Source organism: Streptacidiphilus albus JL83, from assembly GCF_000744705.1.
In the GTDB taxonomy this organism is placed as follows: Bacteria; Actinomycetota; Actinomycetes; order Streptomycetales; family Streptomycetaceae; genus Streptacidiphilus; species Streptacidiphilus albus.
In genome coordinates this window covers 9,556,730-9,582,184 of the sequence record NZ_JQML01000001.1, presented here as the reverse complement: position 1 = coordinate 9,582,184, position 25,455 = coordinate 9,556,730, and the positions used below count along the sequence as shown (strand labels likewise).

General features: G+C 72.0%; 23 protein-coding genes. 11 read left to right on the top strand and 12 right to left on the bottom strand.

What is annotated here, in order from left to right; translation table 11 throughout:
- Nucleotides 1–146: 146 nt before the first annotated feature.
- A complete protein-coding gene (locus BS75_RS41535) occupies nucleotides 147–851 on the bottom strand; it encodes a cytidylate kinase family protein (RefSeq protein WP_034091906.1) in 705 nt (234 codons plus the stop codon).
- Nucleotides 852–1,105: 254 nt separating this feature from the next.
- Here BS75_RS41535 and BS75_RS41530 point away from each other — a divergent pair, with 254 nt between their 5' ends.
- Complete coding sequence (locus tag BS75_RS41530; protein WP_034091905.1) at nucleotides 1,106–1,840, top strand: Type 1 glutamine amidotransferase-like domain-containing protein; 735 nt, start codon at nucleotides 1,106–1,108, stop codon at nucleotides 1,838–1,840.
- A 94-nt stretch (nucleotides 1,841–1,934) separates the two neighbouring features.
- On the opposite strand, the gene BS75_RS41525 is transcribed toward BS75_RS41530, so the two are convergent.
- On the bottom strand, nucleotides 1,935–3,341 hold the full coding sequence (locus BS75_RS41525; RefSeq protein WP_034091904.1) for a lipase maturation factor family protein: 1,407 nt from the start codon (nucleotides 3,339–3,341) through the stop codon (nucleotides 1,935–1,937).
- 658 nt (nucleotides 3,342–3,999) lie between these two features.
- On the opposite strand from BS75_RS41525, the gene BS75_RS41520 reads away from it, so the two are divergent.
- On the top strand, nucleotides 4,000–6,186 hold the full coding sequence (locus BS75_RS41520) for a hypothetical protein (RefSeq protein ID WP_034091903.1): 2,187 nt from the start codon (nucleotides 4,000–4,002) through the stop codon (nucleotides 6,184–6,186).
- Between the two features lie 380 nt (nucleotides 6,187–6,566).
- On the opposite strand, the gene BS75_RS41515 is transcribed toward BS75_RS41520, so the two are convergent.
- Nucleotides 6,567–7,547, bottom strand: a complete 981-nt coding sequence (locus tag BS75_RS41515; protein WP_034091902.1) for an isopenicillin N synthase family dioxygenase — start codon at nucleotides 7,545–7,547, stop codon at nucleotides 6,567–6,569.
- A gap of 45 nt (nucleotides 7,548–7,592) precedes the next feature.
- Complete coding sequence (locus BS75_RS52405; protein ID WP_369405863.1) at nucleotides 7,593–7,667, bottom strand: putative leader peptide; 75 nt, start codon at nucleotides 7,665–7,667, stop codon at nucleotides 7,593–7,595.
- 418 nt (nucleotides 7,668–8,085) lie between these two features.
- On the opposite strand from BS75_RS52405, the gene BS75_RS41510 reads away from it, so the two are divergent.
- Nucleotides 8,086–9,147 carry an alcohol dehydrogenase catalytic domain-containing protein gene (locus BS75_RS41510; protein ID WP_042437921.1) on the top strand — a complete coding sequence of 354 codons (1,062 nt, stop codon included), beginning with the start codon at nucleotides 8,086–8,088 and terminating at the stop codon, nucleotides 9,145–9,147.
- A gap of 481 nt (nucleotides 9,148–9,628) precedes the next feature.
- Here BS75_RS41510 and BS75_RS41505 read toward each other — a convergent pair whose 3' ends face one another.
- On the bottom strand, nucleotides 9,629–10,531 hold the full coding sequence (locus tag BS75_RS41505) for a LysR family transcriptional regulator (protein WP_081983484.1): 903 nt from the start codon (nucleotides 10,529–10,531) through the stop codon (nucleotides 9,629–9,631).
- Between the two features lie 120 nt (nucleotides 10,532–10,651).
- Between BS75_RS41505 and BS75_RS41500 the strand changes: the two genes are divergently transcribed.
- From BS75_RS41500 to BS75_RS41490, 3 genes are all read left to right on the top strand, one after another.
- Nucleotides 10,652–11,398: an SDR family oxidoreductase gene (locus BS75_RS41500; RefSeq protein ID WP_034091900.1), complete on the top strand. Its 747-nt coding sequence runs from the start codon at nucleotides 10,652–10,654 to the stop codon at nucleotides 11,396–11,398.
- A gap of 65 nt (nucleotides 11,399–11,463) precedes the next feature.
- A complete protein-coding gene (locus tag BS75_RS41495) occupies nucleotides 11,464–12,408 on the top strand; it encodes an SDR family oxidoreductase (RefSeq protein WP_042437925.1) in 945 nt (314 codons plus the stop codon).
- Between the two features lie 51 nt (nucleotides 12,409–12,459).
- Entirely contained in the window at nucleotides 12,460–12,687 is a 228-nt protein-coding gene (locus BS75_RS41490) for a tautomerase family protein (protein ID WP_034091899.1), read from the top strand.
- Between the two features lie 89 nt (nucleotides 12,688–12,776).
- Here the strand turns inward: BS75_RS41490 and BS75_RS41485 are convergent, their stop codons facing one another.
- From BS75_RS41485 to BS75_RS41465, 5 genes are all read right to left on the bottom strand, one after another.
- Entirely contained in the window at nucleotides 12,777–13,814 is a 1,038-nt protein-coding gene (locus BS75_RS41485; protein WP_034091898.1) for a 3-oxoacyl-ACP synthase III family protein, read from the bottom strand.
- Nucleotides 13,811–15,556 (bottom strand): ThiF family adenylyltransferase, encoded by a 1,746-nt coding sequence (locus BS75_RS49745; RefSeq protein WP_231608059.1) that lies wholly within the window; start codon nucleotides 15,554–15,556, stop codon nucleotides 13,811–13,813. The genes BS75_RS41485 and BS75_RS49745 overlap by 4 nt, the downstream gene beginning before the upstream one ends.
- A 222-nt stretch (nucleotides 15,557–15,778) precedes the next feature.
- Entirely contained in the window at nucleotides 15,779–16,042 is a 264-nt protein-coding gene (locus tag BS75_RS41475) for an acyl carrier protein (protein WP_034091896.1), read from the bottom strand.
- 30 nt (nucleotides 16,043–16,072) lie between these two features.
- Nucleotides 16,073–17,131: a beta-ketoacyl-ACP synthase 3 gene (locus BS75_RS41470; protein ID WP_034091895.1), complete on the bottom strand. Its 1,059-nt coding sequence runs from the start codon at nucleotides 17,129–17,131 to the stop codon at nucleotides 16,073–16,075.
- A 302-nt stretch (nucleotides 17,132–17,433) separates the two neighbouring features.
- On the bottom strand, nucleotides 17,434–18,759 hold the full coding sequence (locus BS75_RS41465; RefSeq protein ID WP_034091894.1) for an extracellular catalytic domain type 1 short-chain-length polyhydroxyalkanoate depolymerase: 1,326 nt from the start codon (nucleotides 18,757–18,759) through the stop codon (nucleotides 17,434–17,436).
- A 314-nt stretch (nucleotides 18,760–19,073) separates the two neighbouring features.
- On the opposite strand from BS75_RS41465, the gene BS75_RS41460 reads away from it, so the two are divergent.
- Nucleotides 19,074–19,982 (top strand): 3-hydroxybutyrate dehydrogenase, encoded by a 909-nt coding sequence (locus BS75_RS41460; RefSeq protein WP_152645839.1) that lies wholly within the window; start codon nucleotides 19,074–19,076, stop codon nucleotides 19,980–19,982.
- 39 nt (nucleotides 19,983–20,021) lie between these two features.
- Nucleotides 20,022–21,983, top strand: coding sequence for a helix-turn-helix domain-containing protein (locus BS75_RS41455; protein WP_034091893.1), 1,962 nt, complete (start codon nucleotides 20,022–20,024; stop codon nucleotides 21,981–21,983).
- A gap of 37 nt (nucleotides 21,984–22,020) precedes the next feature.
- Here BS75_RS41455 and BS75_RS41450 read toward each other — a convergent pair whose 3' ends face one another.
- Nucleotides 22,021–22,914, bottom strand: coding sequence for a LysR family transcriptional regulator (locus BS75_RS41450; RefSeq protein WP_034091892.1), 894 nt, complete (start codon nucleotides 22,912–22,914; stop codon nucleotides 22,021–22,023).
- Between the two features lie 119 nt (nucleotides 22,915–23,033).
- On the opposite strand from BS75_RS41450, the gene BS75_RS41445 reads away from it, so the two are divergent.
- Complete coding sequence (locus BS75_RS41445) at nucleotides 23,034–23,489, top strand: nuclear transport factor 2 family protein (protein ID WP_034091891.1); 456 nt, start codon at nucleotides 23,034–23,036, stop codon at nucleotides 23,487–23,489.
- An 11-nt stretch (nucleotides 23,490–23,500) separates the two neighbouring features.
- Complete coding sequence (locus BS75_RS41440) at nucleotides 23,501–23,863, top strand: DoxX family protein (protein ID WP_034091890.1); 363 nt, start codon at nucleotides 23,501–23,503, stop codon at nucleotides 23,861–23,863.
- Nucleotides 23,864–23,942: 79 nt separating this feature from the next.
- Here BS75_RS41440 and BS75_RS41435 read toward each other — a convergent pair whose 3' ends face one another.
- Nucleotides 23,943–24,320 (bottom strand): hypothetical protein, encoded by a 378-nt coding sequence (locus tag BS75_RS41435; protein WP_034091889.1) that lies wholly within the window; start codon nucleotides 24,318–24,320, stop codon nucleotides 23,943–23,945.
- 282 nt (nucleotides 24,321–24,602) lie between these two features.
- On the opposite strand from BS75_RS41435, the gene BS75_RS41430 reads away from it, so the two are divergent.
- Nucleotides 24,603–25,292: an alpha/beta hydrolase gene (locus BS75_RS41430; RefSeq protein WP_034091888.1), complete on the top strand. Its 690-nt coding sequence runs from the start codon at nucleotides 24,603–24,605 to the stop codon at nucleotides 25,290–25,292.
- Nucleotides 25,293–25,455 lie beyond the last annotated feature (163 nt).

Below are 25,455 nucleotides of genomic sequence, written 5' to 3'. Positions count from 1 at the left end.
GTACGCGTCCTCCCTGCCCGCCACCGGCCCGCGTGAATCCCCGGCCCCGACAACGCCGGTGGCGGGCAGGCCGCCGAACAGCGGCGGGCCTCACCGTCACCCGCTGGTCCGCCGCCGGTGCTGGACGCCGGGAGTGACCCGTTGCCTCAAAGCCCGGGTGTCGCTGAGTGTGGTCGGACTTCCCAGGTCGGCCGTTCGGGCTGATCGTTGTTCACGATGATGTCGGCGTGGTCGGTCGGGCGGGCCGTGGCGAAGTAGAGCTGCTGGGAGGGGATGTAGCGGTAGCGCCAGGACCGTTCGATTTCGGCGGTGTCGGCGGTGGATCCGGCCGGCGCCGTTCCTCGGACCCGGGCGCGGTCTACCGTCTGCTCCAATGGGATGGACACGAAGATGCGCAGGTCCCACCGGTCGATCAGCTCCGGGCGCAGCAGGAAGACGCCGTCGAAGAGCAGCACGGCGTCTGCGGGGGCGGTCGTGGCCGGCGGGGACGACGAGGTGTCGGTGTCCTTGTCGTAGGCCGCGCATTGGAACCTTCGGTCTCCGCCCGGGCCCAGCGGGTCGAGCAGGACCCGGCACAGCGCGGCGTGGTCGTGGGCGTCGAAGTAGCAGCCTTCGGCCGAGTACTGGCCGCGTCGGTAGCGCTGCGCGCGGGGGAAGAGGAAGTCGTCGACGGTCGCGCGGATGACCTCCCGATCCTGCGCGCGCAGGACGACGGCGAGCTCGTCGGCCAGCGTGGTCTTGCCGGCGGCGGGCGGCCCGTCGATGGCCACCCGCAGCGGATGCGCGGTCGTGACGGAGCTGATCGCCTCGGTCAGCCGACCGATGAGCTCGACGCGGGTGCCTTGGTCCATTGCTGCCTCTTTCGCGGTGTCGTCTTCGATGTTCACTGTTCCGGCAGGACCAGGCTGCCAGGTCGCAGTTGGCTGAGGCCCGGGTCCGGGAGACGGGGCGGATTTCCTGTTCGGTGGGGTAACCGGGGGTTGGCCGACGACCGGGCGGTGATCGCGGCGATCGGCGTGACTGTCATAGGTGACGTCTAGGGTCGGAGGCGCCGCAGTAGGCAGTTCAGGCATGACGGGATTTCAAACTCAGGAAGGGCAGGACCATGAGAGCGCTTCTCACCTCGTCCGGGATCACGAACAGCACCATCCACGACGCGCTGGTCGACCTGCTGGGCAAGCCGATCGCGGAGTCGAATGCCCTCTTCATCCCCACCGCCATCTACCCCTTCCCCGGCGGGCCCGGCATGGCGTATCGCGCGATCTGCGGCAAGGGCCCGTCACCGTTGTGCGACTTGGGTTGGAAATCGTTGGGGGTCCTGGAGCTGACGGCGCTGCCCAGCATCGAGGAGGCTGCCTGGGTGCCGACGGTCCGGGACGCCGACGCACTGTTGGTATGGGGCGGTGACCCCCTGTTTCTCGCCAACTGGATGCGGCGCTCCGGCCTGACCGATCTCCTGCCGACGCTGCGCCCCGAGGCGGTCTACGTGGGGGTGAGCGCCGGGAGCATGGCTGCTGCCTCCACCTTCGTCGAGACCTACACGGAGCCACCGCGCGGGAACGACGGGCCGCTGCGGTCGGAGGACATCGTCTTCGCCACGCCCCAGGGTGACGTCGACCGGATCCTCGTTACCGGACAGGGAGCGGGACTCGTTGACTTCGCGGTGATCCCGCACCTGGAGAACCCGAACCACCCCGACGCTTCGCTGGCCAACGCGCAGAAGTGGGCGGCCCGGATTCCCGCACCGACGTACGCGATCGACGACGGGACCGCCATCAAGGTGGTCGACGGCGCCATCAAGGTCGTCTCCGAGGGGCAGTGGGAACTGTTTCAGCCCTGACGGGACGGGAGCAGCCAGTTCCCGAGCCGGAGTTGGTGGCGGCCCGCCTTGCTCGGCCGCCGTCGCTCTCGTGGATATGGGGCGTCGGTCGGGTTCAGCGGTCCGCGCTGCTCGGCCGCTCCGCTGCGGACAGCGGTCGGTGGAAGGTGCCGACCGGTTCCCGGTGCCACCAGGCGCCGGTGGCGCGACGCTCGGCGCGGGTGGTGAAGCGGTAGCGGTAGAGCATCGCCCGGACCCGGGCCGGCGGCCGGTCCGGGAAGGGGTTGCCGCGCAGCAGCCGGAGCGTGTCCCGGTCACCGTCCAGCAGTCGGTGCAGCAGCGGCGTCATCCAGGGCCCGGCGTAGCCGGGATTGATCGCGGCGAACCACATCAGCCAGTCCAGCCGCAGGTGGTACGGGGCCCACTGGCGCGGTCGGCGGTGCGGATCGCCGGGCTTGCCCTTGAACTCGTAGGCGAGCCAGGTGTGCCCGTCGGCGCTGCCCTCCAGCACCACTTCGTGCCGCAGCCGGGTCACGCTGCCGAAGGCGCCGTAACTGTTGACCAGGTGCAGCGGGTCGAACGAGCGGTTCATCGCCTGCCGCCGCGACAGCAGGTTCCGGGCCGGGTGGTAGCTGAGGACGACCACCAGCGCGCTGTAGGCCGTCGCACAGGCGAGGAACCAGTCGGGGGTGGCCGGGTAGGCGCGCGGCGACCCGGTGCTGACCGCGCTCAGCGCCAGGGTGATGGTCAGCCAGTTCAGCCAGGCGAAGTTCCCGGAGAGCACCAGCCACAGCTGGGTGGCGACGATCACCGCCGCCGCGACCGTCGCCACCGGCTGCGGCAGGAACAGCGCCACCGGCGCGACCAGCTGCACCAGGTGGTTGGCCGCGGCCTCGACCCGGTGCAGCGGACGCGGCAGCCAGTGGAACCACCAGCTGAGCGGCCCCGGCATGGGCTGGGTCTCGTGGTGGTAGTAGAGGCAGGTCAGATCGCGCCAGCAACTGTCCCCGCGCAGCTTGATCAGGCCTGCTCCCACCTCGACCCGGAAGAGCAGCCAGCGGATCAGCAGCAGCACCGGCCAGGGCGGCGCGGTGTGGGCGTTGCCCAGGAAGACGGCCAGCGCGCCGGCCTCCAGCAGCAGCGACTCCCAGCCGAACGAGTACCAGGTCTGCCCGATGTTGACGATCGAGAGGTACAGCACCCACGGCGCGGTCCACAGCAGCATGCCGCCCCACAGCGGCGCTTCGTCACCGAGCCCGGCGGCCAGCGCCACGGCCAGCAGCACGCCGGCCCAGGCCACGGCGGCGAGGAAGCGGTCCGAGTAGTGCAGCCGGAACAGGGTCGGCGTGTCGCGGCCGGTGGTCCGGGCGAGGTGGCGCGGCGCGGGCAGCAGACCGTGTTCGCCGATCAGCGCCCGGCACTGCCGCGCGGCGGCCAGGAAGCCGACCAGGTACACCCCGGCCAGGGCGCGTTGGAAGAGCAGCCGGCCGAGCCAGTAGTCGGGGGCGTCGAACCAGCGCATGGGCACTACTGTGCCCCACCGGGCCACGCCGCCCCGGAGGACGCGCGGCCGGACCACTCGTCAGGGAGCGGCGAGGAATCCGGGTCGCTCGTTGACTTTGAGTCGTAAACAGATATTTTTTGCCATTATGGCTCCTGATGAGGTGTCAGTAGATGTTTCGGACGACATGGCACCAGTGAGGACACGGGGCCGAATGGCGCAGACGACGCCGGGCCTTGGGTGGCCCCGGCTTTGCGTTCGAGACCGGACCACCTCCGGGAGCGGTGATTGCGACCGCGAGGGCGGGCTGCTCCTGGGCAGCCGGAGCGTCAGCGTTGGCCGGTCCATAGCCATGCCCGCTGCCATCGTGTCCGGCCACTAGCCACACGCCGAGGGTGCGTTCCCCGCCCCGGCTGTACCGGCTGCCGGCTCGCCTGCCTGCACTGCACAAGCCTCTCGTCCCGTCGTCCCCGAAGGTCTGCTCATGCACAGATTTCCCACTCTCCCAGCCCGCTCCTACCGACAGCCGGCCCGCCCGCGCAGGCGGGCCCTGCACCTGACGCTTGTCGCCGCCCTTGCCACGGCCGGACTGCTTCCGGCCGCCGTCGCACCCGCGGCACAGGCGCAGTCTCCGGCCACGGCGGGAGCGCAGTCTCCCACCACGGCGGGGGCGCCGGTCGTGGCCACGGCCGAGGACGGCAGCACGGTGGTGTTCGTCCGCGCTCCCCTCGCCGTCGGCGGGTCTCCCGACGGCCTGCTGCGGCGCGAGCGCAACTCCGCCACCGGCCAGTGGGGCCACTGGATCGACACCGGCGGACAGACCAGCAAGAACCCCGCCGTCGGGCACAGGCTGGACGGCGGGTTGGAGGTCTTCGCCACCCGTGCCTCCGGTCACGTCTGGTTCCAGGCGCAGGAGGCGTCGGGCTGGGGTGCCTGGAGCGACATGGGCACTCCGACCGGCACGACGGCGGCCGGGACGCCGGTCGTGGTGACCGACAACAACGCCGCCGCCTCCACCCGTGCCAGCGGCCAGGTCCAGGGCAACTCGGACGGCCGCCTGGAGCTGTTCGTGCGCGGCGCGGACAACGCCATCTGGCATCGCGCCCAGAAGGCTCCCAACGACGGTGGCTGGAGCGCGTGGGAGAAGCTGGGCGGCGGGCCGTGGGCCGGTGACCCCGCCGCCGTCGTCGCCGGTGCCGGTCGCATCGCGCTGGTGGCCCGTACCAGCGACGGTCATCTGAACGCGACCAGCCAGAAGCAGCCCAGCACGGAGCAGCTCGCGCTGCCTACCGACAACTGGGCGCCCTGGACCGATCTGGGCGCCGACTTCATCAGCAACCCGCAACTCGTGACCAACGCCTACAGGACCAACACCGGGCAGACCAGCACGCACGGCAACGGCACCCTGCTGCAGGCCTTCGCCAACCGCAGCGACCACCACCCGTGGACCATCGCCCAGTCCCAGTCCGGCACCGCAGCCACCCCCGACGGCACCTGGGACACCAGCCACCCCTACGACCTCGGCCTGGCCCTCACCTCACCGCCCGTGGTCGCCGTGGCCAGCGACGGACGCCTGTCGGTCTTCGGCTTCAACGCCGACCACACCGTCGTCCACCGCTCCCAGACCCACACCCTCGTCCCGGGCACCAACGCCACCGGCATTTGGGACGGGGGCTGGCCGCAACAAGCCGGGGCGACGGCCACTGCGCTGACCGTCACCCGCACCGCCTCCGGCGCCTTCACGCTCATCGTCGTCGACAAGGCCGCCGCCACGATGTCCGTCATCGACCAGCTCGCCGCCGGCACCCCCGACTCACCGGCCGGCACCTGGCTCGACTGGAGCGACCCGGCCCAGATCCAGACCGACTACTGCGCCGGCGCCGGCTCGCTGGACTGCCTCACCATTGAGAACGCCGACCTGAACCTCGATCTCGATCTCGACAGCGCCGCCCACGAGTTCGTCACCCCCGACGCCGCCAACCCGCACTCGGCAACTCAGGAATGGGCCCTCACGCCCGTTCCCGGCGCCACCAACGGCACGTTCAGAATCGTCAACCACAGCACCCTCAGGTGCATGGCCGGGCAGGCTCAGCCGGTGTCCGTAACCAGCTGCACCAACCCCGCCACCCCCCTGGGGACGTGGTACCTCGAACCGGCGACCACCGACAACACCGGGAAGCCGACGCGCTACCGCATCCACGAGGCCGGCGGAGCCTACTGCCTCACAGCTCTGCAGAACGCCGAGGGCGGCTTCAATCCCCAGGACATCCTTCGACTCACCTGCGGTGACGGCGACCCGAACCACAAGCAGGCCTGGAACCTGGGCGGAAACGGCACCACCGCCCCCGGCATCCTCAACCTCGCCCTCGAACACACCGCCGCCGCCTGCGCCAACGACAAGACGTCCAACTGCACCTTCCAGGACAGCAGCACCCCGGCCCCCTACAACGCACCCGCCTGCGTGTTCGGCAACGTCCTCTACAACAAGAGCCCCGACAGCCCGGCCACACTGGGCGCCGAGTGGAAGCACCTGACCGGCTCCGAGTGGTCGGTCGGCGGTGAACTGTCCTTCGAGCCCTTCGAGTTCCTCGGCATCGACTTCTCGGCCAACCACACCTGGGTCGACCAGGACGAGACCGCGCAGACGGTGGACATCCAGGTACCGCCCGGACAGTTCGGCTGGATCGAGGAATCCCCCCTGGTCATGGAGACCATCGGCTACTGGAAGTTCAGCGTCGGCGGGTACACGTACACCATCCCCGGCCACAACCTCTCCAACGCCCAGGACAACACGGGCGGCCAACGCACCGTCATCTTCACCAACACCTCCCCCGAACCTCCCACCAACGCCCCCTGCAACCAGTAGCACTGACCGAAGGCCGCCACACAGACGGCGGCCAGGGCAGCGGATCGGCACCGGACGGTGCCTGTGCAGCGCAGGCCGCCACCACTGAGGTCAGTGGTGGCGGCCTGCAGCTTGCGCTCCCATCTACCTCGTCCGCCTGCTGCGCAACCGCCGCAACCGCCGATGAACACTGCCTGCGGTACACGACGATCGGCGTCCACCCGTGACGCTCGGGCGGACGCCGATCACGCCCTCGGCGCTGGGAAGCCGCCAGCGGCCCGTCGGGCCGGAACACGACATGTCAGGAACAAGTACTCTCCGCCGGCAGTCCGTAGGCCCGTCCCACGATCGCCCTGTCCGGCGGCGCCTGCGCCCGGTCCCCGGGCGGGCGCCACGGCCGATCAGGCCCTGGGGGTGACCAGGCCCGGGTGGTGCTTGCGCGCGACCTCGGGGTGCGCGCGGACCCACCCCTTGAGGGCGTTCTGCCCGTACTCGGCGAACAGCGGGTTCTCCGGGTCCTGGGTGACCCCGGTGGCGTGCTGGGCGTGCGGGAACGGCAGCGGCGCGATCCGGGCGTCCAGGCGCGGGTTGTAGAAGAAGGGCGCCGAGTAGCGCGTCCGCGCCCCGGGCGGGCTGATCACGCGGTGGTTGGTGGCCTTGAGGTAACCGTCGGTGGCGACCTCCAGCAACTCGCCGAGGTTGACCACGAACGCGCCCGGTATGTACGGGACGTCCTGGAACACGCCGTCCTGGTCCTCGACCTGCAGCCCGCCCACGCCGTCGGTCAGCAGCAGGGTCAGGAAGCCGTAGTCCTTGTGGACGCCCACCCCCTGCTCGTCCCCCTCGGGGGCGCGTCCGGGGTAGCGGATCAGCTTCAGATTGGCGTGCGGGTGCCCGGCGAAGGCGTCGTCGTAGAAGTCCTCCGGGGCCCCGACCGCAGCCAGCAGCTCGTGCAGCAGCCGGTGCGAGACGGCGCTCAGCCGCTCGATCCAGTCCAGCGTGACCCTGCGCAGCTCGGGCTGGGCCTCGGGCCACTGATTGGGGCCTTCCAGCCACCAGTAGTCGGGTTCACCCGCCCCCGGCAAGTGCGGGGGCAGCTCGGCGCCGATGTCCAGCTGGTCGCGCCAGTCGCGGGTGCCCCGGGTGAGTTCGTTGCCGGTACGGGTGTAGCCACGGAAGTGCGGGGAGTTGAGGTTGTCGATCGCCAGCCGGTCGGCCTCGGGCAGCGCGAAGAAGGCCCGCGCCGCGGAGAGCAGTGCCTCGGTCTCCGCGGCGGTCACACCGTGGCCGACGAGCTGGAAGAACCCCACATCGCGGGCCGCGCGGTGCAATGCCTCGCGGTCGATGCGGGAGAGGTCGATCAGGGGAAGCTGCTCGGACATGACACGTCCAGGGGGTGTGGCACCGGTGGGGAGAGAGTTCTGAGGTCAGACGTCGGCGCGACAGGACATGCTCGTGACACGGAGGAGATCCACATGGAGACGGGAAACGAGCATCGGCATATGGAAAGGCTACCTCGCGACTGGTGCTCGAAGGAATGACCAGGAGAACAGATCGTAGGGACTGAGCCACCCCCGGCCTGGCTTCCGCAGCCTGCATGCACCCCACACCGCGCCTTCCCTCCCCTGCTCCCACCGGTCGACACCTTCCCGATGGCAGCCCAGTTGCAGGCCGACGGCCTGATGACCGCAGCCGACCGGGACGCCCTGGCCGGCAGCGCCGCGCCGCACACGGCAGTGCCCCGCGGCACCGGGCGGCTGCATCCAGCGTGCGGCGGGGCTCCGGTCACGGTGGACTGGTCACGGACCACTCGTCATCGGACCGGCAGTACGTGGCCGACCGATGGTGGACGTATCGAAGCGGTGGGGCCGGCAGGTGCGGGCCCCACCCCGCGCAGAGCCCCTGGCAAAGGAACCCTCCATGGCTGCCTCCACCCCCGCCTCCCCTGCCGTCCCCACCTCCGCCAACACCGTGCGCGCCGTTCAGCTCGCCGCCCCCGACGCGGCGCTCGAACTGGTCGAAGTGCCGCTGCGCGAGCCCGGCCCCGGCGCGGTCCGCATCGCCGTCGTGGCGTGCGGCGTCTGCCACTCCGACCTGCTGATCGGCGCCGGCCTGCTGCCCGGCACCACTTTCCCGGTCACCCCCGGTCACGAGATCGCCGGCCGCATCGACGCCCTCGGCGACGGCGTCGAGGGCTGGCAGGTCGGCGACCGGGTCGCGGTGGGCTGGTTCGGCGGCAGCTGCGGACACTGCGAGGCCTGCCGCGACGGCGACGCCATCCACTGCGCCCAGTTGCAGATCCCCGGCGCCGCCTACCCGGGCGGCTACGCCGACTCCGTCATCGTGCCCGCCGACGCACTCGCGGCCGTGCCCGACGAACTGACCGATGCCGAGGCCGCGCCGCTGGCCTGCGCCGGCGTCACCGTCTTCAACGCCCTGCGCCATTCCGCCGCCCGCGCGGGCGACACCGTCGCGATCCTCGGCGTGGGCGGCCTCGGCCACCTGGGCGTCCAGTTCGCCCACGCCATGGGCTTCCGTACGGTCGCCATCGCCCGCGGCGCGGAGAAGGAACCCCTGGCGCACAAGCTCGGCGCGGACCACTACATCGACAGCACCGCCGGGAACGTCGCCGAAGCCCTCCAGGCGCTCGGCGGCGCCAAGGTGGTCCTGGCCACCGTCACCGACGCCGACGCGATGTCCGCCACCGTCGACGGCCTGGGCCGCCGCGGCGAACTCATCATCGTCGGCGTCTCTCTGGAGCCGGTCGCCGTCAGCCCGCTGCAACTGCTGGCCGGGGACCGCAAGGTCTACGGCCACTCCTCCGGCGCCGCCCTGGACACCCAGGACACCCTGCGCTTCGCCGCCCAGACCGGCGTGCGGGCCTGGATCGAGGAAGTCCCGCTGGAGCAGACCGCCGCCGCCGTGGCAAAGATGTCCAGCGGCAAGGCCCGCTTCCGCATGGTCGTCACCACCGGTCGCTGATCCGCCGCCGCCCGCCCCCACCGCCGCACCCGCCGACGGGCACCTGCTGCTGCGGATCGTCGTGACCGAAGCCACTGTCCGCTGCTCGGCTCCGGCCGGTCTTGCGCGTGGCCCTGGCTGCAGTCTGCCCGATCTCCAGCCAGACACCGGTCAGACGGTGCATCCTGGACCCACGACGGCCCTACCGCTCCCCCGTGCGGCGGGGCCGTCGGCTTGTCCTGGAGAGGGGCCGGCGCCCCCGCCCCCTCCTTCCCCAGGCTGTGCCATCGGCGACGCGGAGGAGCAGTCGCGGACGCTGGAGCTCGTCGCCGTCCGCGAGCTTGACGGCGGTGAACGCGCGTACGCCGCCGACCTCCGCGCCCGGATGCCCTTCGCCGCAGCCCCGCCGGAGCGGCTCACCCCGCAGCAACGCGAGTCGCTGCGCGCGCTGCTGCGGCTGGTGCTCGACGCCTGAGAGCGCGACCGCGCACCCTACAGACCCTCAGATGTCGGCGGTGACGGACCGTACGGTCTCACGGAGCCAGCGCTGGGCCGGGTCGTCGTCGAGTCGGGGGTGCCAGGACATGTAGTAGGTCATCTCCAGGATCTCGGTCGGCGCGGGCACCAGGCGCAGGGCGGGGTTGTCGGCGTGCTGCGCGGCCATGCGCCGGGGCAGGGTCGCGACCAGCGATGTTCCGGGTACGGCCAGGGGGGCGGCGGCGTGGTACGGCACCCTGAGGCTCGCCGTGCGCGGGGTGCCGAGGGCGTGCAGGTGGCGGTCGATCACGGTCTGGTCGCCTTCGACGATGTCGACCATGACGTGCGAGCAGCGCAGGTAGTCGTCCAGTTGCAGCTGTGCCTGGGCGCTGAGGGGGTGGTCTGCGGACATGACGCAGACGAAGGTCTCCTTGAACAGTTTCTCGGAGCGCAGGACGGGTGGTGCCGCCACGCCGTAGAAGACGATGTCGGTCAGCCCTCGGGTGAGGTCCTCGAAGACGCCGTCGTGCCAGGCCCGGAAGGCGACGGTGGAGTGCGGCGACTGCTGGAAGACGCGTTGGAACAGGGCGGGGCCGAACACCATCGCGGGGTAGTCCGTGCCGGCGAGGCGGAACGACTCGGCCGCGGATGCGGGGTCGAACGTCTCGCCGGCGAACAGGATCTCCAGCCGGGGCAGGACCGCGACCAGTTGACGCTGGATGCGTTCGGCGCGCGGGGTCAGTTCGTAGCCGGCCGCGCCCCGGACGAGGAGTTCGTCGCCCAGCGTCTCGCGCAGGCGCTGCAGTGCTCGGCTCACTGCGGGCTGGGAGAGGTTGACCCGCTGAGCGGCGCGCGAGACGTGCCGCTCCTCCAGCAGTGCGGCCAGCGGCATGAGGAGATTCAGGTCCACCCGATCGAGATGCGTCACACGCATACCCTATATCCGAATGATTCATTGGACGCATAGCCCTGCGTGGCCGAGGCTGGGTAACGGCAGCAGGGAGGACCCGCTGCCACCGGAGCACCCGCACAGACAGGAGCCGAACCCATGGCAGAGCAGAACAGCACCGGCCGGGTGGCAGTGGTCACCGGAGGGTCGCGCGGGATCGGACAGCGGACCGCCCTCCGGCTCGCCGACGAGGGCGTGGCGGTCGTCATCGCCTACGCCTCCAACGACGTGGCGGCCACGGCCGCGGTCGCCGAGGTGACCGAGCGGGGTGGGCGGGCGATCGCGGTGCGCGCCGACGTGGCGGACGAGAAGGCGATGGCGGAGGTGTTCGGGCAGGCCGAGCAGGTCTTCGGCGGTGTCGACATCCTGGTGCACGCCGCCGGCCGGATGGTGCTGGCGCCGCTGGCGGAGCTGGACCTGGACGTGCTGGACGCGGTGCACCGCACCAACATTCGCGGCACCTTCGTCACCAACCAGCAGGCCGCGCGCCGGCTGCGGCCCGGCGGATCGATCGTCAACTTCTCCACCTCGGTGCTCGGCACCTCCTTCCCCGAGTACTCCGCCTACGCCGCCAGCAAGGGCGCGGTGGAGGCCATGACCCTGATCCTGGCCCGGGAACTGCGCGGACGCGACGTGACCGTCAACGCGGTCGCGCCCGGCCCGACCGCGACCGACCTGTTCTTCGAGGGCAAGGACGAGCAGCAGATCGCCCGCCTGGCCGACGCCGTCCCGCTGCAGCGCCTGGGCACCCCGGGTGACATCGCCGAACTGGTCGCCTTCCTCACCAGCGCCGCCGGCCACTGGGTCAACGGCCAGAACATCCGCGTCAACGGCGGCCTGGCCTGAGACCCCGCCCCAGCCACCGCCCCGGATTCCCGCCCCCGGGTTCCCGCCCCCAGCAGAGGACACCCATGCCCGACACCACCAGCCCCGTCCCGCACGACACCCCGGAGCAGAGCGCCCGTCAGACCGTCGTGGTCACCGGGGCCTCCAGCGGCTTCGGTGCACTGACCGTCCGCGCCCTGGCCCGCGCCGGACACACCGTCTACGCCGGGATGCGCGACACCACCGGCCGCAACGCCCCCGCCGTCGCCGAGATCCAGCACAAAGCCCCGCTGCACGGCGTGGACCTGCGCCCCGTCGAACTGGACGTCACCTCACAGCCCTCCGTCGACGCCGCCATCGACCGGATCGTCGACGAACAGGGGCATCTGGACGTCGTCGTCCACAACGCCGGCCACATGGTCCAGGGGCCGGCCGAGGCCTTCACCCCCGAGCAGTACGCGAGCGTCTACGACGTCAACGTCCTGGGCACCCAGCGCGTCAACCGCGCAGCCCTGCCCTACCTGCGCACCCAGGGCAGCGGCCTGGTCGTCTGGGTCGGCTCCTCCAGCACCCGCGGCGGCTGCCCGCCCTTCCTGGCCCCCTACTTCGGCGCCAAGGCGGCCATGGACGCCATCGCCGTCAGCTACGCGGCCGAACTGATCCGCTTCGGCATCGACACCACGATCATCGTCCCCGGCGCCTACACCTCCGGCACCAACCACTTCGCCAACGCCGGCACCCCGGCCGACACCGTGCGCGCCGCCGCCTACGGCACCCGCTACGGCGACCTGATGCACGACCTCGACAGCCGCCTCTCGGCCCTGGTCCCGCCGGACGCCGACGCGAACGAGGTCGCCCGGGCCATCGCCCACGTGGTCGACCTCCCCCGCGGCCAGCGTCCCTTCCGCGTCCACATCGACCCCAGCGGGGACGGCAGCGACGTCGTGTCCGCGGTCGCCGACCGCATCCGCGCCGACTTCTACCGCCGCATCGACCTGGAGGACCTGCTCACCCGCACCGGCTCCCACTGACCCCGCCCACCCGCAGCACACCACGCCACCAGACAGCAGAGGAACACCACCGTGCCGTTCGCGAACTACAAGATCCCCCAGGGCACCCTGACCGCCGAGCAGAAGGAGGAGATCATCCACCGCACCACCAGCCTCCTCGCCGACTACTTCGGCGACGGCGCCCGCCCGCACACCATGGTCCTCATCGACGAGGTCACCGACGGCGGTTGGGGCCGCGCCGACGAAACCGTCACCCTCGCCAAGATGGCCGCCCGCGCCGCCGACCGACCCACCTCGTAGCCCGCACCACCGTCGCCGCCCCGGCGTCGACGACCGTCCGCGGGAGCCGCTCGGCAACAACGCCGCAGTTCTCCGTGTTGGCCCGGGGGTCAGGCCTGGCGCAGGCAAAGGGTGCCCCAGTGGAATCCGGCACCGATGGCGGACATGACGTAAGTGTCTCCCGAGCGCAGTCCGCCGGCGGAGGCGGTCTGGTGCAGGGCGGTGAAGATGCCGGCGGCGCCGGTGTTCCCGAGTCGGTCGAGGGTGATGGGGACACGGTCCGCGGCGATGCCGAGCGCGTCGCGGGCCGCGTCCAGGATATTGATGTTGGCCTGGTGGAGGAAGAAGTGGTCGATGTCCCGGGGCGTGAGGCCGGCCTGGCGGGTGGCGTTGGTGATGCTCTCGGGCAGGCGGGCGGTGGCGGTGTCCCAGACAGCCGGACCGTCCATGCTGACGTAGTGGGTTCCGGCGGCGAGCGTTTCGGAACTGGTGGGCAGTCGGGAGCCACCGGCCGGGATCTGCACGGCGTAGGAGAGCTGCGAGCCGATGTCGTAGGAGAGCAGTCCGGCTCCCGGTGTCCCGCTGCGGCTCAGGACCGCGGCGGCCGCCGCGTCGCCGAAGAAGACTCCGGCGGTGCGGTCGCCGGGCCGGGTGACGCGGGAGGCGCAGTCGGCACCGATGACGAGGACGGTGCCGATACAGGGGTTCTGCAGGAGGTGGGCGGCCAGGAGTACGGCGTGGACGCCGGAGGCGCAGGCGGCCTGGGCCACGTCGAGGGCCATGGCCCGGCGCGCTCCCAGGGTGTCTTTGACGATCAGTGAGGTCGAGGGCATGGGCTGGTCGTGGGTGTAGCTGGCCACGATGATGGCGTCGAGGTCGGACGGGCCGACCCGGGCCGCTGCCAAGGCGGGACGAGCGGCGGCCGCGCACATGTCGGAGGTGGCCAGCTCCGGTGCCAGACGGCGCCGTTCGTGGATGCCGGTGCGCGCGGCGATCCAGTCGCCGCTCCGCTGGGTGGTGTGGGTGAGGTCCGCGTTCGTCACCACCGCGGACGGGATGTGGATGCCGGTGCCGGTGATCGCGAAGGGCACGGCCAAGCCGTCTCCGGTGTGGGAGGCAGCGGTCTGCTCGTGGGCGACCGTGGTCATGTCAGCGTGCTCCGGTCGGCAGAGGTGAGGGCTTCGAGATCGGCGTAGAACCGTCCTGACGGACGGGGCATTCCCAGCAGGATGCGGCGGGCCGCCTCCGCGGTGAGGGCTCCGCCCAGGGCGACCCCGGAGGCCAGTTGGGGCCAACTGCTCAGGGTGGTGCCGATTCTGGGGATGGCGGCGGCCATGTCGGCACTGATCGTGTCCCGGCCGACCATCGCGAGAATGGTGTCCACCGTCTCCTGGTGCGTGAGGTCGGCGAGGTCCTGTGCCGTGGTCCGGCCGAGCAGCCCGTGGAGGAGAGGCCGCTGCGGTTCCAGGTCGAATCGTTCGATGTCCAGCATGCCGCGGTCGTTGGCGTCCATGACGACGGGAATGCGCAGGGCACGGGCATGCTCGCGGGCAGCGAGCTTCACGTAGGGGGTGTCACACTCCTCCACGAGGAGGTCAATGGGCCCCGCTCCACCGGTGAAGAAGCGTTCCATCAGGTCGTCGGTCAGGCCGCCGGGGTAGATCTCGATGTCCAGCCAGGGGTCGATCTCCGCCATCTGCCGGGCGGCGATCACGCACTTGTTCAGCCCCAGGTGATGGACGCCGGCGCGCAGCCGGTTGAGGTTGGACAGGCTGAGGGTGTCGAAGTCGGCCAGTCTGAACGCCCCGGCGAGCCCCTCCATGGCGAAGGTCAGGGCGGCGCTGCTGCCGACCGACAGGCCGATGATGCCGACCCGACGTTCGAACAGTTGCCGCTGTTGCGGGCGCTCGATCCGGCCCCGGTTGCGGTCGGTCCGCACCAGCCGGAACTCGTCGCGCGGCAGCAGGTGCACGACCCGGCCCGACCACGGGTACCAGACCCAGGTTCCGTACTCCCCCGGCCCGCCTCCCGCCAACTGCTCCGTGACGGCCTGGTCGACGGCCTCGGCGGAGCGCCGCAGCCCGGGGTCGCGGCTGGTGACCAGCTCCTTGAGCTGGTCCTCGATCGTGTCCAGCACCTCGCGGACCTGTCCCGATGCGAGCAGGGCCGCGAAGTCCGCCCCGTCCCGCTCGCATCCGAGGTCGAACAGAACCGGCTGCCAGCAGTCGAGACCGTCCGGACGCGCGGTACCGGTCGGGGCACTGCGCCCGCGTTCGCCCCGCTCGTGCCCCGCCCGCGCCGCATCGGTCCGCATCTGCTCAGCCGTGGTCACGAAGGCAGGGAAGTCCTCCTCCAGGCGTTCGACCAGGTCGCGGTACTCCCCGGCCGGTTCCACCAGCCGGTAGAGCATGGCAACGACGTCCTCCGTGTACTGCTCCACGTACCGCCGCGTTCCCGCCACCGGCCGAAACCCGAAGCGCTCGTGGAACCGGTCCTGGCCGTCCGCCGTGCCCGAGGTCCCGATCATCGCCTTGGCGCCCAGGTGCTGTGCGGCCGCGATGGCGACCGCGTTCAGGTGGACACCCAGACCCAGCTTCCGGGCATGGTGCTCGACGACGAGGCGACTGTGCTCAAACGTTTCAGCAGCGCCCAGGCCGTGCGCGCGCAGCACTTCCTCGAAGCGCTCGGACCCCAGGAACGCCCTGCTCTGGAAGAGCTCGCTCGTCTCCGGCGTCGAGAGCCGCACATAGCCCAGGGGGTGCCCGTGCGGTGTGCGTCCGGCGAAGAAGTGCCAGGCGCCGAAGTCCAGGTTCTGATCATCCGCGTACAGGCCGTCCGGGGTGCGGAAGTCGGGCCGGCGCCCACGGTCGTACAGGATTCGCGCCCTCAACTGCCGCACGTCGCTGACCAACGCGTCGTCAGCGGGGGCGTCCCGTGCAACATGGACCGCGGAGATGTGCCACGCGCGATCAGGTGTCGTGCATTCGGACAGCACGGTTGTTCCTTCCCTCGACATCGGGTACGCACCGTCCGGCCGTACCCGTACCTTGAGGCGCAGACCGCAGTCCGCACCCACCTCACAACTGCCCGCCACCGCCCCGGCGGGTGCGGGTCACTCCGCCCCTGCCCCTGCCCCTGCCGACGCCGCGCGCTTGGCGGTGAGCACCTGGGTGAGCTCGCCCACGGTGGTCCCGCCGGTCGTTTCGTACTCCTCGACCATGAGGCCGAGATCCTCCTGCAGGACCAGCGCCAGTTCGGCCAGCGACAGCGAGTCCAGACCGAGGCTCTCCAGGGTGGCGTCGGGAACGATCGCGGACGCCGGGACCTCGAACTTGGCGGTCAAGGCGGCATGGAGGGACATCTGAACAGAGGACATGGCAAAGCCCTTTCGGGATGGAAGGGCCGCTCAGAGCGAGCGGACGGTGGGGACGCCGGTGTCGTGCACCGGCGCAATGGGGGGAAGCCCGGGCCACAGCACAGCGGCCGAGCCCCAGGTGAGTCCGGCCCCGAAGGCGGTGAGCAGGACCTTCTCGCCGGGGCGCAGGTCCTCGCGGGCGGCTGCGTCGGCGAGGGCCAGCGGGATCGAGGCCGCGCCGGTGTTGCCGACCTTCTCGATGTGGTGGATGCGGCGCTCTGCGGGGATGCCCAGGCGTTCGCCCACGGCGCTCAGGATGCGGGCGTTGGCCTGGTGCGCGACCAGCCGGTCGACGTCCGCCACGGTCCAGACGACGTTCTTCAGCAGCAGTCGCGAGGATTCGGTCATCCGGGTCACGGCGTGCTGGAAGACCTCACGGCCGTCCATCCGGAAGTAGCGGTCGGCCGGCCCGTAGGCCTCCGGTCTGGCCCGCTCCAGCGCTCCGCCTCCGGGCACCTCGATCAGGCGGTGGCCGGACCCGTCGCTGCCGAGGTCGAAGCCCAGCACGCTGCCCGGCTCCCCGGCCAGGCCACGGCGCAGCACGACGGCGCCGGCGCCGTCCGCGAAGACCACTCCCGCGCTGCGGTCGTCAGGGGCGATCAGCGTGGAGTAGATCTCGACGCCCACCAGCAGGACCCGTTCGGCGATGCCGGCGCAGATCGCGCCCGCGGCGGCGGCCAGCCCGTAGACGAACCCGCTGCACGCCGCCGAGACGTCCCAGGCCGCAGCCCCGTCCAGCCCCAGCCGGGCCGCGAGCTGCGGTGCCGTTGCGGGCATCGGGCGGTCCGGGGTCGAGGTGGCCACGATGACCGCGTCCGTCCGGGGCGTGCCGACGGTGGCCAGCGCGCGTCGCGCGGCCCGCTCGGCCGCATCCCCGGTCGAGGTACCGGCGTCCGCCCAGTGCCGGGTGGCGATGCCGGTGCGCTGCCGCACCCAGGCATCGTCGACTCCCCAGGCTGCGGGCAACTCCTCATTGGTCACCACCCGCGGCGGCACCCAGCCGCCCAGTCCCTCCAACACCGCTGCTGCGGAGCCGAGTTCGATCGACACTCGTAACCTCACCAAGATCAAGCCCAAGGGAACCGGCTCGACTGTAGGCAAAGAGGGATCTTGAGTCACCTCGCACGGGCGCCGAAGAACCGGCCCGCACAACGCAATTGGAGATGTCTGCGCAGCTCAGAGCTGCATCGACCGGGAAACGGTGCGAACACTATCTAATTTGATGATCACCCCGATGGGTGAACAGAGGGAAGTAGCCATGCGCGGATCAGCCCAGCGGGCTCGCCCGAAGCGCGACGACCGCAGAGCGCGCGGGGGCGCGGCGGCTGCCGCGACCCCGCGCCGCGTCCCGGTCAGCAGTGCGGGACGACGGTCCAGTAGCCGGGGCTCGGTTCCTGGATGCTGCTGATGACGGTGCTGCTGTAGGCGCCGGCGTCCTCGTTGGAGCCGATCGCGTAGCTCTCGGTGCCGATGAAGTAGGAGCGGCCGGCCAGGTTCTGGGCGACGTTGTTGGTGGTCCAGCAGTTGGCGAGCGGGGTGGAGCTCGCGCTCGGCGTGGGGGTCGGTGAGGCGGATGCCGAGGCCGACGCGGTCGGCGTCGGGGTCGGTGAGGCCGAGGTGGACGCGGACGCGGACGCGGACGGGGTGGGAGTGGGCGAGGCGGTGGAGCCGGTGTTGTTCAGGCCCCAGAACAGCGCGGTGTAGTAGCTGGAGCAGATCGCCTGGAGGAAGTAGGCCCCGGTCGTCCCGCACTGGCCGGTGCCGCTGCCCGGGTTGACGGCGAGTCCGTGGCCCATGCCGGAGATCGCGTAGAGCTCCACCGCCGGCTTGCCGGTGGCGTCGTTGTAGACGGACTCGGTGGTGCCGCCGGTGAGCGACTGGGTGCTGGACGCCGTCTGGGAGATCCCCCAGACACCCGTCCACTGGTCCATCTCCTCGGTGGCGTTGGCCGGGTTTACCTCCGTGTCGGAGGTGCCCTGCCAGATGGCGACGCGCGGCCAGTGACCGGTGTAGCCCGGGTCGGAGTTGGTGACCAGCGAGGTCCACTGGGCCTCGGTGTTGTTCACCGCGCCGTCCATGCAGGTGTAGGCGGAGTTGCTGCCGCCGGTGGCGCACTGGGCCGGGAGCCCGGAGTCGATGGCGCCGCCGGCGAAGACGTCGGGGTAGTCGGCCAGCAGCTCGGAGGTCAGCCCGCCGCCCGCCGAGAGGCCGGTGACGTAGACCCGGCTCGGGTCGATGCTGTAGTGCGCCTCCATGTACTGGACCATCTGGACCACCGAGGCCGCGCCGCCGTTGCCCCGGGCGTCCTGGGAGGGGTCGAAGAAGTCGAAGCACTCCAGTGAGTTGTTGGAGCTGGTCTGCTGGGGGTAGACCATGTCGAAGCCCCACTGGTCGGCGTACTGCTGCCAGCCGGAGTCCTGCTCGTACTCGGTGGCGGTCTGGGTGCAGCCGTGCAGGGCGACCACGAGCGGCGCGGCGGCCTGGGGCGCGGCGGAGACGTAGCTGTACATCTGCAGCGCGCCGGGGTTCGAACCGAAGCTCGTGACCTGCTGGAACGATCCGGTGGCGGCGGAGGCCGGGGCGGACGCGGCCACCAGGCCGAGGCCGGCGGCGAGCAGGCCGGTCACGGTGGCCAGGGTGATGCCTCGGAAGAGGCGTCTCCGCAGGGAGAGTTGCATGGGTGGATCTCCTCGGGGTGGGGGTGCCGCCGTGGGTGGAGCGGCCGGGACTTCGCGGTTCTGGGACTTCGCGGTTCTGGCGCCGGACGCTACGACTCGCCGCCGGGCGTGGGCATGGGGTGGGCCGACAGTTCCCCGGCCCCGGCATGGCGTGCGGCCCCATTGCGCCGCGTGCGCCCCGGCCGCGCCCCGGCCCGGTCTGCCCGGATGGCCCGGCAGCCGTCCCGGCATGGTGGTGGACACCATGGATCGGTTGCCAACTGTGGCTCGCTGCCACATGTGCCGGGAGGACGGCCGTTCCTAGCGTGGCGGCCATGCAGAGCATCCAGAGCCCCGGCACGCCCCCGGCCCCGTCCCGGCCCGCCACCGGCCGGACCGCCCCCTCCCGCCGCACCGCCGACCACGCCGACGACCGGGCAGACGACCGGGCAGACCCGCCCGGCCTCGACCCGGCGGTCGGCCGGAAGGCCCCGCCCGAGGCGTTCCTGGCGGGCCGGACCGCGCTGGTCACCGGTGCCGCCAGCGGCATCGGCCGGGCCTGCGCGCTGGCCCTGGCCGGGGCCGGGGCCGACGTCTACGTGGTCGACCGGGCCGCTGCGGCGGCGAAGCAGGTGGCCGAGGAGATCGGCGGGACCGCGTTGGTCGTCGACCTCTCGGACCCGGCGGCCGTCGACGGACTGCCGGAGGACGCGGACATCGTGGTCAACAACGCCGGGCTGCAGCATGTCGCGCCGGTCCAGGACTTCCCGCCGGAGATGTTCACCCTGATCCAGCGGGTGATGGTGGAGGCCCCGTTCCGGATCCTCCGGCGCACCCTGCCGCACATGTACCGGAAGCAGTGGGGACGGGTCGTCAACATCTCCTCCGTCCACGGGCTCCGCGCCAGCCCCTACAAGTGCGCCTACGTGACGGCCAAGCACGCGCTGGAGGGGCTGAGCAAGGTCGTCGCCCTGGAGGCCGCCGCCCAGGGGGTGACCAGCAACTGCATCAACCCCGGCTATGTCCGCACCCCGCTGGTCGAGAACCAGATCGCCACCCAGGCCCTGGCCCACGGCATCCCCGCCGACGACGTGGTGCGGAAGGTGATGCTGGAGCGCAGCGCGATCAAGCGGCTGATCGAGCCGGAGGAGGTCGCCCAGGCCGCGCTGTGGCTGTGCTCGCCGCACGCCGGCTACGTCACCGGCACCTCGCTCCCGCTGGACGGCGGTTGGACCGCGCACTGACGCCGACCCCCGGCCCGACCTGTGGAAGGATGACCCGCCATGGCCGACCTGACCCCCTCCGCCGTCCCCTCCGCCGCGCCCTACCTGCGCCGGCTGCTGGAGCTGCTGGCGGAGGACGCGCCGGCCGAGGAGTTCGAGGCGGTGGCGGTCGCCGCCCGCGCCAGCGGCGCGGCGGCGCCGGACATCGCCGAGGTGGACCGCTCGACCGGCACCGCGCTGCGGGTGCGCAGCACCCTGCGGCAGCACCGGCGGCGGGAGACGGAGCTGGCCGCGCTCTTCGACACCGCGAGCGACCTGGCCGCGCTGCGGGACCTGGACGCGGTGCTCCGCTCCATCGTCCGCCGGGCCCGGATGCTGCTCGGCACCGACGTCGCCTATCTGACGCTGCCGGACGAGCAGGCCGGGGACACCTACATGCGGGTCACCGACGGCTCCATCTCCCCCGTCTTCCAGTCGCTGCGGCTGCGTCCGGGCGACGGTCTCGGCGGCCTGGTCGCGCAGAGCGCCCGGCCCTACGCGTCCGCCGACTACCGCACCGACGAGCGGTTCCGCCGCCGGGGCAGCATCGACGCCGGGGTGCTGGAGGAGGGGCTGGTCGCCATCCTCGGGGTGCCGCTGCTGCTGGGCAGCAGCCGGCAGAACGGCGGCCAGGTGATCGGGGTGCTGTTCGCCTCGGACCGCAGCGCCCGGACGTTCTCGCCGGAGGAGGTCGCGCTGCTGTGCTCGCTGGCGGCCCATGCCGCGATCGCCATCGACACCGCCCGCGCACTGTCCGACACCCGTGCGGCGCTGGTCGAACTGGCCGGGGCGAACGCGGTGATCCAGGAGCACGCCGCCGCGATGCAGCGGGCCGAGGAGGCCCACGACCGGCTGACCGACCTGGTGCTGCGCGGCGGGGACGTGCCGGAGGTCGCCGCCGCCGTCGCCCGGCTGCTGGGCGGGACCATCACCCTCCACGATCCGCTGGGCCTGCCGCTGGCAGTCGCCCGGCCGGACGGCGCGGTCGCGCCGCGCACGGAGGCCGACCCGGTGGGCGCGGCCGCGCTGGCGCAGGCGGTGGAGGACTCCCGGGCCGCCGGGCGGGCGGTGCTCCGGGAGGACGCCTGGATCTGCGCGGTGCTGGCCGGTCAGGAGCTGCTGGGCAGCTTCGTGCTGCGCGGCCGGGCGCAGTTGGAGGACCCGGACCGGCGGCTGTTCGAGCGGGCCGGGGTGGTCACCGCGCTGCTGCTGCTACTGCGGCGCACCGTCGCCGAGACCGAGAACCGGGTGCGCGGCGAGCTGATCGCGGACCTGCTGACCGCGCCGGACCGCGATCCGGCGGGGCTGGCCGAGCGCGGACGGCGGCTGGGCGTCCGGCTCGACCGCCCGCACCTGTTGCTGGTCGCCGAGGCCGGCCCGGCGCACCGGGACCGGCTGGCCGGGGCCGCCACCCAGTACCTCTTCACCGGTGAGGGGATCGGCGCGGAGCACGCCGGGGCGGTGGTGCTGCTGCTCCCCCACGGTGGGACCGCGCCCGGCGCCGCCGCACGGGCGGCGGCGGCCGAGCTGACGCACCGTCTGGGCACCCCGGTCACGGTCGCGGCGGCCGGGCCCGCGGCCGGACCGCTGCCGCTGGCCGCCGCCCACGCCGAGGCGGTCCGCTGCCTGCGCGCGCTGCAGGTCCTGGGCCGCGTCGGCGAGGGCGCGGACGCGCTCGAACTGGGCTTCCTCGGCGTGCTGCTGGGCGACGGCCACGACGTGGGCGGCTTCGTCACGGCGACGCTGCGCCCGCTGCTGGAGTACGACGCCCGGCGCGGCACCGCGCTGGTCCGCACCCTGGACGCCTACTTCGCCTGCTCCGGGAGCCTGATCCGGGCCAAGGAGCAGCTGCACGTCCATGTGAACACGGTGGTCCAGCGGCTGGACCGGATCCAGTCGCTGCTCGGCCCGGACTGGAACAGCCCGCAGCGCGCCCTGGAGCTCCAACTCGCCCTGCGGCTGCACGCCCTGTCCGGCGCCTGAGCCGTTCGGCCCCCGGGCTGCAGCGCCGCACGGACCGCTACAGCAGCAGCGGACCCAGTGCGCCGGCGGTGCGGGCGAGGGCGCGCACGGCGGGGTTGTCGGTCTGGGAGGGCCACACCAACGCCCAGTGCAGCACCGGGGCGTCCGGCATCGGGAGGAAGACGATGCCCGGCGGGCGGGTGTAGCGGGCCGCGATCTCGCCCAGCGGGTGGACGCAGCGGCCGGACGCCACCAGCGACAGGATCTCGTGGAAGGTCCTGGCGGCGGGGCCGCGCGGGATGCGGCGGCCGAGCGGGGTGTGCGTCGGCACCATGGACGCCACCCAGTAATCGGGGGCGTCCGGGCCCAGGTCCACCACGTGCTCCTCGGCCAGGGCCTCCAGGCCGGCGCTGCCGCGCGCGGCCAGCGGGTGGTCGGCCGCGACGGCCAGCACCCGGCCGCCGGTGAGCAGCACCGGGCCGACGGTGAGGTCCGGCTCCGCCACCGGGAGCCACAGCACGGCGGCGTCCTGCTCCCCGGTGCGCAGCGGGGTGAACGGATCGGTGCCGTTGACCTCCGCGAACTCCAGCTCCTGCCCCGGGTGTTGCGCACGGAAGGCCTCGACCAGCGGCAGCAGCTCGTGGCCCGCCTGGCCGAACACGCCCACCCGCAGCGGGCGTCCGGGGCCTTCGGGTCCGGCGGCGCGGGCCCGGTCCAGGCTCTGCTGCAGCAGCTCCACCACCTGCTGCAGGTCCTCCCGCAGCCGACGACCGACAGGCGTGAGCACGACCCGGCGGCTGGTGCGGTCGAACAGCGCCACGCCCAACTGCCGCTCCTGCCGGGCCACCGCCTGGCTCACCCGGGCCTGCGAGACGTGGAGCCGCTCGGCAGTGCGGCCGAAGTGCAGTTCCTCGGCCAGCGTCAGGAAGATCTCGATGTCGCGCAGCTCCACCCATAACCCCGGTGTTATCGATCGGTCGGTGAACCTCTCATTGTTCCGGTTCCCGAGCGGGACGAACCTTGATTCAGCGGATCGGCGAGCGGTCCGGTCCGCAGAACAAGGAGTTTCCGATGGACGAGATGCGGCTCACCGCCGACCGGGTGGAGATCGAGGCGCTCTGCGCCGAGCTCACCGACGCGATCCTGATGCGCGACTTCGAACGGGTGGCCGAGCAGTTCACCCCCGACGCGGTGGTGAGCTGGCCGCACATCAACCGGGAGTTCGTCGGCCGGGAGCAGATCCGGGCGGGCATCGCCTGGGGCCAGGGCCTGTGGGAGTTCTTCGTGCAGCACACCCACTCAGGTGTGGTGCGCCTCGACGGCGACGCCGCCACCGGCCGCGCCTGGATCCAGGAGTTCGGTCGGCTGCGCGACGGCAGCTCGCACCTCAACTACGCGCTCTACCACGACCGTTACCGCCGGACCCGGGACGGCTGGCGGTTCGCCGAGCGCGTCTACGAGGTTCGCTACCTCGACGACACCCCGCTCCCCGGCACCGCCCACAACATGCCCACCACCGCAGCCTGAGGAGTCCTGCCATGCACCTCGCCCTCTGGATCGCCGCCTCCCTGCTGGCCCCCGTCGCGCTGGTCGGCGGCCTCACCAAGTCCTTCGTCCCCCGGGCCAGGCTGGCCGCGCAGCACGGCGGCGAGTGGACCGCGAACGTCCCGCCCGGCCTCGTCAAGGCCCTCGGCGCAGTCGAGCTCCTCGCCGCCGCCGGCCTGGTCCTGCCGGCCGCGCTCGGCATCGCCCCGGTGATGGTCCCGGTCACCGCCCTCTGCTGGATCCTGCTGATGGTCGGCGCCATGGCCACCCACGCCCGGCTGAACCAGTCCAAGCTGGTGGCCGTCAACGTCGTCTACCTGGCCCTGGCCGCCTTCGTCGCCATCGGCCGGCTGTAGCTCGGCCGAGGGTCGCGGCCGGGGTGGTCGGCGGGGCCCCGGTCCGGTGCGGGCCGAGGACCGGGGCCCCGGTGTCGGGTCAGACCAGCGGGTAGGCCTCCAGCTCGTAGCCGAGGCAGACGGCGGTCTCGTCGTGGCCGATCCCGGCCGAAGAGGCGACCTGGTCGATCCGGGCCACCCCGGCCTGCTGCAGCACCGCGCGGGCGGCGGCGAGGGCGGAGGGGTCCACGTCGGCGGGCGCGACCAGCGCGACCGAGCTGCCGAGCCGGACATTCGGGCCGTGCGACTGCATCGACTGCGGCACCGGGTGGACGGAAGGCAGGGCGGGCCGGTCGCCGGCCGGGCGCGCCGCCGGGCGCGCGGGCGCGGCTGTCGCGGGCACGGCCGACGGGGCGAACAGCCCGACGCCGAGGACTGCTGCTACAGCCAGTGGGATGCGGCGACTGCGATGCGCCATCGTCACTCCTTGTCATGTCAGCAAACAGAAGTGGAGTAGACCAATCTGGGCGCTGAGTAGACCAGCTCCTCTGATGTACAGTCAACCTTTTTGTCGAGAGCCGTAGTTCACCTGCTCATTGCCGGCCTCAGGTCCAGACCAGGGGCTCCCGGGGCTCCGTATTCTGGACTAGACCACTTATGAGTGTCGGATCCACAGGCCGAACTGTTCGCCCGGCCGGCCGGCGGGTCCGCGCCCGTCCCGGTGGCGCCCGCACGCGCCGATCGGGCAGGATCCCGGTGCATGGCGACATACGTACTGATCCATGGCGCAGCGGTCGACTCATGGTACTGGGGCCCGCTGGCCGCCGAGTTGCGCGACCGGGGCCACGACGTGGTCGCACCGGACCTGCCGTGCGAGGACGAGTCGGCCGGACTCGCGCAGTACACCGATGCGGTGGTCGCGGCGATCGGCGGGCGCACCGAACTCGTCGTCGTCGCCCACTCGTTCGGCGGGTTCACCGGGCCGCTCGTCTGTGACCGGGTGCCGGTGCAGCTGCTGGTGCTGCTCCAGGCCCAGGTCCCGGCACCGGGCGAGTCGCCGGGCGCCTGGTGGGGCAACACCGGCTACGGCCCGGCCCGGCAGGAGGCCGACCGGAACCGGGGCGTCGCCGACGGCGCCGGGGAGGACGTGCTCTCGCTGGTGCTGCACGACACCCCGGCCGAACTGGCCGCCGAGTTCGTCGCCGCGCACCAACGGAGCCAGGCGCCGGCCCCGTTCGGCGAGCCGTGGCCGCTGGACGCCTGGCCGGAGGTGGAGACCAGGTTCCTGCTCGCAGCCGACGACCGCTTCTTCCCGGCCGACTTCGTCCGGGGCACGGTCACCGACCGGCTGGGCTTCCGGCCGGACGAGATGCGCGGCGACCACTGCCCCATGCTCGGCCACCCGAAGGAACTGGCGGAGCGGCTGGAGGCGTACCGTACCGGTCTCTGACCGATGGCTTCCGCGTCACGCGGACCAGGAACGAGGAGGTTTACCCACTCCTCTCCATAACTAATATATAGCGTACCGGGGGGCTTGCCGCAAGGCCCTGGTCATGCTGCACAATCGACGGCCGAGGTCGAAATCGACGGAATTGGAAACCGCGGAATGCGTG